Here is an 11,245-nt window from a genome sequence, read left to right as displayed (position 1 = left end):
CGCGCCGGGCGTCGCGCCGGGCGTCGCGCCGGGCGTCGCGCCGGGCGTCGCGCCGGGAACGGCGGAGGCCGGGCCGCGCCCTGCGCCGCCGTGGCGGGAGCGCCTGCGTGTCGGCCTGTCCGCGTGGGGTGACACGAGGATCCTCCTGATCGGCACGATCGTGCTGGGCATGACCTTCGCCGAGGGCTCGGCCAACGACTGGCTGGCCCTTGCCGCCGTCGACGGGCACGGGCTGAGCAACACGGAGGGCGCCATCATCTTCGGCGTCTTCGTGACGGCGATGACCGTCGGCCGCGTGTTCGGCGGGCCGATCCTGGACCGGTTCGGGCGGGTACCGGTGCTGCGCGCCTGCGCCGCGCTGGGCATCCTGGGCCTGGTGTTGTTCATCCTCGCGCCGAACGAGGGGCTGCTCTACACCGGCACGGTGCTCTGGGGTCTCGGCGCGTCACTCGGCTTCCCGGTGGGCATGTCGGCCGCCGCCGACGACACGCAGAACGCCGCCGCCCGAGTGAGCGCCGTCGCCATGATCGGCTATTTCGCGTTCCTCGTGGGCCCGCCCGTGCTCGGCCTGCTCGGCGAGGCCTGGGGCATCCTGAACGCCCTGTTCCTGATCCTGGCACTGATGGTTCTGGCGGGCCTGGCCGCCCCCGCCGCGCGCGAGCGCACCAACGCCCCCGCCGCCTAACGAATTCGACGGAGATTTTGGCGCTAGAGGCCGGTTGTGGGGCTGTTTCAAGCCGAAACGGCAAAATCTCCGTCGAATTGGTTCGGACCCGGGGCGCGGGAGGTTCGTCGAGGGTGGGCGAACGTATGCCGCGGCGCGGTTAGGCTCGAACCGTGCGTCTTGTGATTGCGAAATGTTCCGTCGACTACGCCGGGAGACTCAGCGCGCATCTGCCGCTGGCCACCCGCCTGCTCATGATCAAGTCGGACGGCAGCGTGCTCGTGCACTCCGACGGCGGCTCGTACAAGCCGCTCAACTGGATGAGCCCGCCGTGCAGCCTGGCGCTGTCCGAGCCCGATGACGACCAGACGGAGGCCGGCGTCACGGCCGTCTGGACGGTCACCCACGCCAAGACCGCCGACCAGCTCATCGTCAGCATCTACGAGGTGCTGCACGACTCCGCCCACGAGCTCGGCATCGACCCCGGGCTGATCAAGGACGGCGTCGAGGCCCACCTGCAGAAGCTGCTGGCCGAGCACATCCACCTGCTCGGCGACGGCCATATCCTGGTGCGCCGGGAGTACATGACGGCGATCGGCCCGGTCGACATCCTGGCGCGCGACTCCACGGGCGGATCCGTCGCCGTGGAGCTGAAGCGGCGCGGCGACATCGACGGGGTCGAACAGCTCACGCGCTACCTCGAACTCATGAACCGCGACCCGCATCTTGCGCCGGTGATCGGGGTTTTCGCCGCACAGATCATCAAGCCGCAGGCGCGCACCCTGGCCGAGGACCGGGGCATCCGTTGCCTCGTTCTCGACTACGACGCCATGCGCGGACTCGACGACACACAATCGAAACTCTTTTAGGGGCTGGCGGCCCGCGCGAAAGCGTATTACTCCTATTTTTCTTTAAATTCATGCGATGGATCGACTCCCGACCCCTAGTATTAGCCTGTGATTTCGACATTGACCCGCACGTGGAGTGCCATCATATTTGACCTTGACGGAACGATCACCGATTCCGCCCCGGCCATCACCAATGCCCTCGCCCGCACCTTCGCCGTGCTGGGCCGCCCGGTTCCCGCGGACGCGGAACTTCTCGCCTACGTGGGGCCGCCTCTGCTGGCCGCTTTCCGCGAGTACGCCGGCATGACACCGGAGGAGGCCGCCGAGGCTGTCGCCGTCTACCGCGCCGACGACCAAGGCAAGCACCTGCTGGACACCGCCATCTTCCCGGGCGTCGCCGGGCTCCTCGAGCGCATCCACGCGGCGAAGATCCCGATGGCCGTGGCCACCAGCAAAACCCAGCACAATGCGATCGCGGTGCTCGAGCACTTCGACCTGGCACAGTACTTCACCGCCATCGTGGGCTCCACCGACACCGAGACGCGCAGTTCCAAGGCCGACGTCGTGGCGGAGGCCCTCGAGCGCCTCGCCGCCGCCGGTGCCGACCTCAGCCAGCCCGTCATGGTCGGTGACCGCCGCTACGACGCGGAAGGTGCGGCCGCCCACGGCGTGCCGGCCATCCTCGTGGAGTGGGGCTACGGCTCCCCGTCCGAGGCCGCCGAGGCGACCGCGACCGTCTACTCCGCTGACACGCTCGGCAAGATGCTACTCGGCTGACACCCCCTCTCCCTGCCCCCACGAGAAAGCACCCCCGTCTCGAAACGAGGGTGCTTTTTCCGTATCCACGCGGACTCCCGCGCCAACTCCGGCGCGGACTCCGGGGTGGCTAGATGATGGCGGCGCGCAGGGCGGCCGCCGCGGCGGCCGGGTCCTCGGCGCCGTAGATGGCGCCGCCGGCGACGGCGACCCGGGCCCCGGCACGCTGCACGGAGGCAATGGTGGCGACGCTCACACCGCCGGCCAAGGAGAACGGAACCCGGGCGGTCTCACCCTGGTTGAGCAGAGTCGAGAGCGAGAAGCCGGGCTCCGCCTGCTCGTCAAGGCCGGCGTGCATCTCGACGAAGACGGCGCCGAGCTTTGTCACTTCGCGGGCCCGCGTCACCTTGTCGGCGACGCCGATCAGGTCGACGACGACGCCTTTGCCATGCTTCGTGGCCGCGGCGACGGCCCCGACGATGGTACTGTCCCCGGCCGTGCCGAGCACGGTCACCAGGTCGGCGCCGGCGGTGAACGCCAGGTCGGCCTCGAGCTCACCGGCATCCATCGTTTTGAGGTCGGCGAAGACCGTCTTGTCGGGGTGAGCGGCCTTGATGGCGGTCACGGCACGCAGGCCCTCCGCCTTGATCAGCGGGGTGCCGAGCTCGATGATGTCCACGTAGGGTGCAACCTTCGCGGCCAGCTCGAGGGCCGCATCCGTGGTGAGTACGTCCATGGCGACTTGAAGCTTCATGATGGTCTTCTTTCCGGTTTTGGTGACGTCTGGTGAGGTCTGATAGGTCTGAGTGAGTGAAAAGCGTTATTCGAGGTTGGCGTGGCGCGGCCACAGCTCGTCGGCCGTGGCCCCGGATGCCTTCCACAGGCTGTGGAAGATCGCGTCGCCAAGCACGACGACGGTCTGTTCAAAGAGCGCGCCCGAGTACTGCAACGACCGGAGTTCGTCGTGGTCCTGCTTCTGGGCGGCCGGCACGACCACGGTCACCGCGGCCAGCGCGGCCAGCGGGGAGTCCGGTGCGGTGGTGATCGCGATCACCCGGGCACCGGATGCCGCGGCGGTCTCGGCCGCGCGCACGACGGCGGCCGTCGCGCCGGACCCGCTCGCTACCAGCAACACGTCGCCGGCCGCGATCGCCGGGGTGGTGACCTCGCCGACCACGTGCACGTCGAGCCCGAGGTGCATCAGCCGCATCGCGGTCATGCGCAGGGCCAGGCCGGACCGGCCCGCGCCGAGCACAAACACGCGCCGGGCTCCCCGCAGGGCGGCCGCGGCCTGGTCGAGGGTCGGGAGACCGGCCGTGTCGTCGGTGCTGTTCCTGCTGTTCCTGCTGTTCGTGCTGTTCCTGCTGTTCGTGCTGTTCGTGGTCGCCGTCGTCAGGAGCTGGCGCACGATCCCGGCGTTCTCGGCCGCGATGGCGGCGAGCGATTCGGTCACGGTCAGTGTCACGGGGGTGTCGGTGCAAGAAGGCATCCCCTTATGGTCCACTCTTTCGGGCGGGCAGGAGGCCCACCGAACGGGCGGTGCACCTACCCGAACGGATGGCTGAACGCACCCCCGGTAGGCTGCTGAGGTGAATAGTCAGCGCCCAGCCCCCTCGATCGAGCCGTTCGACTCCCGTTCGGCCGCCGCCGAGCGCGCCCGGGTCGTCGCCGACCTGACCGACACGCAGGCGACCACGCTCGAGTCCCTGCTCGCCGTGCTCCGCTCCCGGAACACGAGCGACGCCTCGGCCCGGCAAACCGCGATCGACCTGGCCGCGACGGCGATGGTGGCGCTGCGCGCCGTCTCCGACCTCGACCGGTCCCTCACCGAGGAGCCCGTTGCTCGGGCCTTCGAACGCCTGCGCGACGACCTGCGCCCGCTCGTGCGCTTCGGCGACCTCGACGTGCAGTTCATCGAGCCGCCCGTGAACGGCCGGGCCCTGCCCGGCGAGGTGGCCCACGCCGCCCGGGCCATCGTGCGCGGCGCGGTCCTGGCTCTGGTCGAGCAGGCCGGGGTGGCCCGCGTGCGCGTGCACTGGGACTGCGACGGCAGCAACCTTTTGATCCACATCCGCGACGACGGCTCCGGCGACCTCACCCCGGACAGCCCGAGCGTCAGCCGGTTGACGAGCCGGGTGGCCGCACTGAACGGGACGCTGCGGCTGGAGGCGACGACCGGCTGGGGGTCCGAAATGACCGTCACCCTCCCCCTCGACGTGCCGCTCGCACCGCTCACGGCGGCCGCCGCGTGGGGTCTGAGCCCGCGCGAGAAGGGCGTGCTCGAGCTGGTCGCCTCCGGCGCCCGCAACCGGGCGATCGCCGAGACGCTCTCGATCAGCGAAAACACGGTCAAGTTCCACGTCGCCAACCTGCTGCGCAAGGTGGGTGCCTCCACCCGGGCCGAGCTGGCAGCGCTCTCCCGCTGAGCCGCCGCTTCCGTGCGAAACTGGCCATCGCGCAGCATCCGTTCACACCGACGGATGCCCGCCGAGAGGACACGCCATGGACGCCACCGAATGGGACACCCGCTACCGCCTCGCCCGTGAGGCACAGGCCGGCCAGGCCGGACGTCTGTGGTCGGCTCTGCCGGCACAGATCGTGCAGGACACCGTGAGCCCGTTCCCGCCGGGGCGTGCGCTGGACCTGGCCACCGGCGACGGTCGCAACGCGATCTGGCTGGCCGGCCACGGCTGGACGGTCACGGCGGTCGACTTCTCCGCCGAGGCCGTCGGCCAGGCCGAAGCGCACGCCGCCGAGGCAGGCGTGTCGGTGGACTGGCAGGTCGGCGACGCCACAACCTGGGATCCGGCAGGCGAAAGCTTCGACCTGGTCACAGTGATGTACCTGCACCTGCCCGAGCCCGCCTTGCGCGCCGTGCTGGCCCGCGCCGCCGGGTGGCTCTCCCCCGGCGGGCACCTGGTCGCGCTCGGGCACGACCAGACCAACCTCGCGACCGGGGCTCCCGGACCAGGCGATCCGGCCATCCTCTACTCGCCCGAGCTGCTGCGTTCCTGCATCGACCCCGCAAGTCCGGGTGCCTCCCGGGTCGTGCGCTGCGAGACCATCCGCCGCGACCTCGCCACCGACCCGGAGGCCCCCGGCGACGGCGGCGCCGCCACGTTCGCCTTCGACACCCTGCTCGTCGTCAAAGTCTAATTACCCCCTGGGGTATGCTGAAACCCCAGCGCACATGCCACAAGGAAGCCCGATGTCCACCAATCCGGATGCGCCCGCGCCCGTGACCCCGGACGCCCGCCCCGTGCCCACGCCCGCCGACCACACGCCGCTGCAGCGCACGGTCGTGCGGGTGCTCGTCGCGGGCCAGATCCTCGGCGGCATCGGCATGGGCGCGACGCTCTCCCTCGGCGCCCTGCTGGCCGCGCAGCTCTCCGGCTCCAGCGCCTGGTCGGGCATGGCCGCCACCATGAGCACCCTCGGCGCCGCCCTCGTGGCCGTACCGCTGGCCCGCCTGGCCCAGCGCCGCGGGCGCCGCCGCTCCCTCGCGACCGGCTCGCTCATCGCCGGCTCCGGCGCTGTTCTCGCCATCACCTCGGTCGCGGTCGACATCTTCCCGCTGCTCCTGCTGGCCCTGATACTCCTCGGCGCCGGATCGGCCACGAACCTGCAGGGCCGCTTCGCCGCCACCGACCTCGCGAGCACACAATTCCGGGCGCGCGACCTGTCCATCGTGGTCTGGTCGACGACCATCGGCGCCGTGCTCGGCCCGAACCTGTTCGGCCCCGGCGAGGTCGTGGGGAAGGCCATCGGCCTGCCCCCGCTGACCGGTGCCTTCGCCTTCTCCCTGATCGCCACGGTCGGCGCGGCCGTCGTCTACACGGTCGGACTCCGCCCCGACCCGCTGCTCACCGCCCTCGCCGCACGCGAGGTCGACCCCGCCGGCGGCACGCGGCGCGGCGGCCTGGCCATCGTGCGCGTCAACCCGCAGGCCCGCTTCGCAGTGGTCGTGATCGCCTGCAGCCACGCCACCATGGTCGCCCTGATGTCGATGGCCCCGGTGCACCTGCGCGACCACGGCGCCACCCTGACGCTGGTGGGGCTGACCATCAGTTTCCACGTCGCCGGCATGTACGCGCTCTCGCCCGTCTTCGGTTGGCTGGCCGACCGGCTGGGACGGATACCCGTCATCCTCATCGGCCAGAGCCTGTTGCTGGTCTCGCTGGCGATCTTCTGGCTGGCCGGGGAGTCACAAACTGCCATGACGGTGGGGCTGATCCTGCTCGGACTGGGCTGGTCGGCATCCGTCGTCGCCGGCTCGGCGCTGATCGCCGAGGCGGTGGGCGTGCACGACCGCGCCGCCCTGCAGGGTTTTTCCGACCTGTCGATGAACGGGGCCGGTGCCCTCGGCGGAGCCCTGGCCGGCCTGATCCTGAGCGCGATCGGCTACTCCGGGCTCGGGCTGGTCACCATGGTGCTCGCGGGCGTCATCGTCGTCTGGTCTGCCGTGCGCGGCACCACGGCCCCGCTGGTCGTGCGTTAACCGGGTCAGTCCTGACGATTGGTTATTTCACTGCGGCAGGTCCGAGTCGACCGCACCGCGTGGGCGCTTTCCGCACAGCTGGCATCCCGCCCTCGGTGTCGAACCAATTCGACGGAGACTTTGTGCTGAGAGCGCTCTTTCCGACCGTTTGAACCCGATTTGGCCAGAATCTCCGTCGAATTCGTTCGGGACGGAGGTGCTGCGGGGCCTCAGACTCGACAGACGCAGGGGCTGGAACGCTGGCCGACCCCCTCGCTGGCCGACCGGCCAGCTAGCGAACGGATGCCGGCGCGGGCTGCCGCCCCGCGGCGAGCGCGAGCAGCGCCGGAATGCCCACCGGCTCCTCCGCCAGCAGCGGCACCACCGCGAGCCGCGGGGCGCGTTTCTCGTGCACGTGCTCGAGCTCGGGGAGCTCGTTCCGGGCCCGCGCGAGCAGCAGCGGGTTGGTCGGCGCCGCCGCGGCGATCGAGTTGTTCACGATCCACGCCCACGGGGTGATGCCGGCCCGCTCCAGGTCGGCCTGCAGCTCCGCGGCCTCGAGCACGGGCGTGGTCTCGGCGAGGGTGACCAGGATCACCTTCGTCTGCTCCGGGTCCTGCAGCCGCATCATCGGCGTCGTCAGACGGATGCCGTCGCCCAGCTGCCGGGTGACCTCGCGGTGGTACGACCCGGTCGCATCCAGCAGCAGCAGGGTGTGGCCCGTGGGCGCGGTATCCATCACGACGAAGGTGCCCTTCGCCTCCCGGCTCACGCGGGAGAAGGCCTGGAACACGGCGATCTCCTCCGTGCACGGCGAACGCAGGTCTTCGCGGAGCATGGCTTGGCCCTGCGCGTCGAGGTGAGCGCCCTTCGTGCGCATGACCCGCTCGGTGTAGTTGGCGATTTCGACGGCCGGGTCGATCCGGGACACGGTCAGGTTCGCCAGCCCGCCGGCCAGGGTGTCGTCGAGGTGTGCGGCCGGGTCGGTCGTGGTGAGGTGCACGGGCAGCCCGCGTTCGGCGAGGCTGACGGCGATCGCCGCCGCGAGCGTGGTCTTGCCCACACCGCCCTTGCCCATCAGCATCACCAGGCCGTGGCCGCCGGCCTCGATCTCGTCGACGAGAGCCGAGAGCGGGGCCCCCGGAGCGACCGTGGCGATTCCGGTGCCCGGCGTCGGGACGACTTCAGGCTCGAGCATGCTGCGGAGCGCGGCCAAGCCGACCATGTTGGTGCTCTTCAGCCCCACGTAGTCGGTGGGCGCGGTGCGCAGCCCCGCGGGCATCGCGGCGAGCGCCTGCTGTTCGCGCACCCGGATGGCGTCGAAGAGCGGGTCGGCCTCGGCGGGCGTGCCCGCATCGGCATCAGAAAGCGTTGCCGGTCCGGCCGGCAGGATGCCGTTGACCACCAGGTGCTGACGCTGCATGCCGATGGCAGCGAGTTCTGCCTGGGTGCGGGCGGCCTCCCGCAGGGCGCCGCCCTGGGCGCGCGCCACGAGCACCAGCCGGGTGCGGGCAGGGTCGGCGAGGGCGGCCACGGCGTCGGCGTAGACGGCACTCTGCTTCTCGAGGCCGGAGAGCGGCCCGAGGCAGGACGCGTCGCCCGTGCCCTCGGTGAGGAAGTCGGTCCACGACCCGGGCAGCTGCAGCAGACGGATGGTGTGCCCGGTGGGGGCCGTGTCGAAGAGGATGTGGTCGTACGCGGCCGTCCACGCGGCATCCGTCAGCAGGTCGGTGAACTCGTTGAACGAGGCGATCTCGGTGGTGCAGGCACCCGAGAGCTGCTCCTCGATCGAGGCCATCTCGGCGGGCGGCAGCAGGCCGCGCACCGGGCCGACGATGCGTTCGCGGTACTGCGCGGCCGCCTGCTCGGGGTCGATCTCGAGGGCCGACAGGCCGGGCACCGCCGCGATCGGCGTGACCGTGTTGCCGATGGTCACCCCGAAGACCTGACCCACATTGGAGGCCGGATCGGTGCTGACCAGCAGCACGGATGCCCCGGACTCGGCCAGACGCACCGCGCTCGCGCACGCGATGGAGGTCTTGCCGACCCCGCCCTTGCCGGTGAAGAAGAGGAAACGTGGGGCGTCGTCGAGGAAGCGCAGGGTCGTCATGATCGGCCCTAGCAGCAGCAGCCGTTGCCGCAGCAGCCGGCATCGGCGCCCGCGGTATTTTCAGTGAGCTCGGTGGCCGTGGCGCTACCGGACCCGGCCATGGCTAGCAGCCGCACCGTTCCCTCCGGCTGCACGGCCGCACGGTGACTGGCCGCGCCGGTGTCGACAGCCGCCACGTCGGTCCAGCTCGCGAGCTCGGCGCGGGTCGGGTAGCGGCCGGTGAGCACGGTGGCTCCCCCTACGAGCGTGACGGGCAGGCCCTCCTGGCCGACGGTGTGCAGGAACTGGCGGGCCACCTCGTTCTCCACGAAGGCGAGGGGCTCCTGGGCCAGGTTGAATCGGGCAATGTCGCCGCCGTTCGCGCGGGTGAAATCGAGGTCCGCGGAGAAGGTGACCAGCGCCTGGTCGACATCGACTCCGCAGATGCCTGTGCCGCAGCACAGTCCCGGTTCGAAAATCTCGATGTGCGCCATGGGTGACCCATCTCCTAGACCGGCATCCAGAGGGGACGACTTGTCCGTGATGACGGTCCTCCCAGTATATCGACGCTTATCGATATTTGGCGACCCGTTTGCGTTAGCACCGGCTCCCGTTGCGAGCGCGGGAGTGGAAGACTGACTGCGGGCGCCTCTGCCCTGTTCATCATTCAACCCGAAAGGCATGCGATGACCGACGCGCACGACGCCGCAGACCTTCTCCCGCTGCTTCTCGAGCAGGAACGTGTCATTCAGTTCGACTCCTTCGACGTGGGCGACGCCTGGGCCGTCGGGTCGCGGCTCGTGGAACTCGGCAACGCCCGGCGGCATCCGATTGCGGTGTCGATCATGTTCGGCGACCAGCGCGTCTTCCATGCCGCCCTGCCCGGTGCCTGCGCCGACAATGACGCCTGGCTCGAGAACAAGTTCCGGGTGGTGCGGCGCTTCGCCAACTCCTCCTACGCCGTGGGCATGCGCTTCCGAGCGAACTCCCGCGACTTCAGCACCGACTCGAACCTCGACCCGAACACACACGCCGCGCACGGCGGCGCCTTCCCCCTGCGCGTACGGGGCTCTCTCATCGGCGTCGTCGGCGTCTCCGGGCTGGCCCAGCGCGATGACCACGACCTTGTCGTCGAGGCGCTCGAGGAACACCGCCGCATTCACGGCTGACCGGCAACGGTCTGGCCCGCACCCGACTCCCCTGCCCCGGCTGCCCCGTCCCGGGCCCCGTCCCGCAGCCCTGTCCCGCAGCCTGCCCGGATGTGAAAGTCTGGACCGAAGCCCCTGACCTGCTTTCGTTGGAGTATCCGTGACCGCCGCACCTGTCCGTTCGATCCCGCAATTCGACGCGGGCATGCCCGACGACCGCATCACCCTGCGGTTCATGGCTGTTCCCGCCGACGTCGCCGCTTCGGGTGCGACCGTGGCCGCGGGCAGCGTGCTCGAGTGGATTGACAAGGCCGCTTACGCCTGTGCGGTGGGCTGGAGCGCCTCCGACACGGTCACCGCCTACGTCGGCAATGTGCACTTCACCCGGCCGATAAAGCCCGGCAACCTGGTCGAGGTGCACGCCCGCATCATCCACACCGGACGCACGAGCATGCACGTGCTTGTCACGGTCGAGACCACGGATGTCCGCGCCCGGGAATACAGTCCGGCGACCCACTGCATCCTCGTCTTCGTCGCCGTCGACGATGCCGGGAAGCCGCAGGAAGTTCCCTTGTGGGTGCCCCACTCCGACGTCGACCGGGAGCTGCAAGAGAACGCGACGGCCCGGCTCCAGCCGCGCAAGCGCATCCAGACTGCTATGCGCTCACAGGAATATACCGATGACAGTACCACGCCACGCACGGTGTTCCGGTTTTTGGCCGACCCCGCCGACGCGAACTGGGGCGGCAACGCCCACGGCGGTACCGTGATGCGCTGGATCGACGAGGCCGCCTTCGCTACGGCGGCGGCCTGGAGCTCCGTCGCGGCCGTGGCCGTCTACTCGGGCGGCATCCACTTCTACCGGCCGATCCACATCGGGCACATCGTCGAAGTGGATGCCCGGCTCATCCACACCGGCAAGCGCAGCATGCACATCAGCATCCGGGTGCGCTCGGGCAGTCCACGCACGCCGCACGATTTGCACCTCACGACGCAGTGCATGAGCATTTTCGTCGCACTCGGCGCGAACGGGCACGCCGAGTCGGTAGAGCCACTGACGCTGATCACCCCGGAAGACAAGCGGCTCGACCAGCACGCCCGGGACCTGATGGAATTGCGCGCGCCGCTGGTCATGATGCCCGTTGACCACCTGCGCCTGCCGTGACCGGCGCGCCCTCACGGCCCGAACGAATTCGACGGAGATTTTGGCTCCCCTGCTCTATCCGTGGGTGTTTCGGAGCGCCTTAACGGCCGCACGCCGCT

At 70.1% G+C, this 11,245-nt stretch carries 12 protein-coding genes; 8 read left to right on the top strand and 4 right to left on the bottom strand.

Annotated features, from left to right (window positions below; translation table 11 throughout):
- The 3 genes from CXY82_RS00815 to CXY82_RS00805 form a co-directional block, all read left to right on the top strand.
- The coding region (locus tag CXY82_RS00815) for a sugar MFS transporter (protein ID WP_146069007.1) at positions 1-685 on the top strand (685 nt) is incomplete at its 5' end.
- A gap of 152 nt (positions 686-837) precedes the next feature.
- On the top strand, positions 838-1,533 hold the full coding sequence (gene nucS / locus CXY82_RS00810; RefSeq protein WP_104169263.1) for an endonuclease NucS: 696 nt from the start codon (positions 838-840) through the stop codon (positions 1,531-1,533).
- Positions 1,534-1,620: 87 nt separating this feature from the next.
- A complete protein-coding gene (locus CXY82_RS00805) occupies positions 1,621-2,289 on the top strand; it encodes an HAD hydrolase-like protein (RefSeq protein ID WP_104169262.1) in 669 nt (222 codons plus the stop codon).
- A 109-nt stretch (positions 2,290-2,398) separates the two neighbouring features.
- Here the strand turns inward: CXY82_RS00805 and hxlA are convergent, their stop codons facing one another.
- Both hxlA and hxlB read right to left on the bottom strand, forming a co-directional pair.
- Positions 2,399-3,022, bottom strand: coding sequence for a 3-hexulose-6-phosphate synthase (gene hxlA / locus CXY82_RS00800; RefSeq protein ID WP_104100578.1), 624 nt, complete (start codon positions 3,020-3,022; stop codon positions 2,399-2,401).
- 66 nt (positions 3,023-3,088) lie between these two features.
- Positions 3,089-3,757: a 6-phospho-3-hexuloisomerase gene (hxlB, locus tag CXY82_RS00795; protein ID WP_104169261.1), complete on the bottom strand. Its 669-nt coding sequence runs from the start codon at positions 3,755-3,757 to the stop codon at positions 3,089-3,091.
- Between the two features lie 100 nt (positions 3,758-3,857).
- On the opposite strand from hxlB, the gene CXY82_RS00790 reads away from it, so the two are divergent.
- From CXY82_RS00790 to CXY82_RS00780, 3 genes are all read left to right on the top strand, one after another.
- Positions 3,858-4,694 (top strand): LuxR C-terminal-related transcriptional regulator, encoded by an 837-nt coding sequence (locus CXY82_RS00790; RefSeq protein WP_104169260.1) that lies wholly within the window; start codon positions 3,858-3,860, stop codon positions 4,692-4,694.
- Positions 4,695-4,770: 76 nt separating this feature from the next.
- Complete coding sequence (locus tag CXY82_RS00785; protein WP_104169259.1) at positions 4,771-5,424, top strand: bifunctional 2-polyprenyl-6-hydroxyphenol methylase/3-demethylubiquinol 3-O-methyltransferase UbiG; 654 nt, start codon at positions 4,771-4,773, stop codon at positions 5,422-5,424.
- A gap of 52 nt (positions 5,425-5,476) precedes the next feature.
- Positions 5,477-6,766 (top strand): MFS transporter, encoded by a 1,290-nt coding sequence (locus tag CXY82_RS00780; protein ID WP_104169258.1) that lies wholly within the window; start codon positions 5,477-5,479, stop codon positions 6,764-6,766.
- 271 nt (positions 6,767-7,037) lie between these two features.
- Here the strand turns inward: CXY82_RS00780 and arsA are convergent, their stop codons facing one another.
- Together arsA and arsD are read right to left on the bottom strand one after the other, a co-directional pair.
- Positions 7,038-8,846, bottom strand: coding sequence for an arsenical pump-driving ATPase (arsA, locus tag CXY82_RS00775; protein ID WP_146069008.1), 1,809 nt, complete (start codon positions 8,844-8,846; stop codon positions 7,038-7,040).
- Positions 8,847-8,863: 17 nt separating this feature from the next.
- On the bottom strand, positions 8,864-9,328 hold the full coding sequence (gene arsD, locus CXY82_RS00770; RefSeq protein WP_104169256.1) for an arsenite efflux transporter metallochaperone ArsD: 465 nt from the start codon (positions 9,326-9,328) through the stop codon (positions 8,864-8,866).
- A 192-nt stretch (positions 9,329-9,520) separates the two neighbouring features.
- Between arsD and CXY82_RS00765 the strand changes: the two genes are divergently transcribed.
- Together CXY82_RS00765 and CXY82_RS00760 are read left to right on the top strand one after the other, a co-directional pair.
- Positions 9,521-10,003, top strand: coding sequence for a heme-degrading domain-containing protein (locus CXY82_RS00765; protein WP_104169255.1), 483 nt, complete (start codon positions 9,521-9,523; stop codon positions 10,001-10,003).
- 139 nt (positions 10,004-10,142) lie between these two features.
- Positions 10,143-11,147 carry an acyl-CoA thioesterase gene (locus tag CXY82_RS00760; RefSeq protein ID WP_233193919.1) on the top strand — a complete coding sequence of 335 codons (1,005 nt, stop codon included), beginning with the start codon at positions 10,143-10,145 and terminating at the stop codon, positions 11,145-11,147.
- Positions 11,148-11,245: the final 98 nt, after the last annotated feature.

This window comes from Cryobacterium sp. M23 (genome assembly GCF_002929655.1).
Lineage (GTDB): Bacteria > Actinomycetota > Actinomycetes > Actinomycetales > Microbacteriaceae > Cryobacterium > Cryobacterium sandaracinum.
The sequence above is the reverse complement of the archived record's forward strand: the minus strand, read 5'-3'. Positions and strand labels throughout refer to the sequence as shown.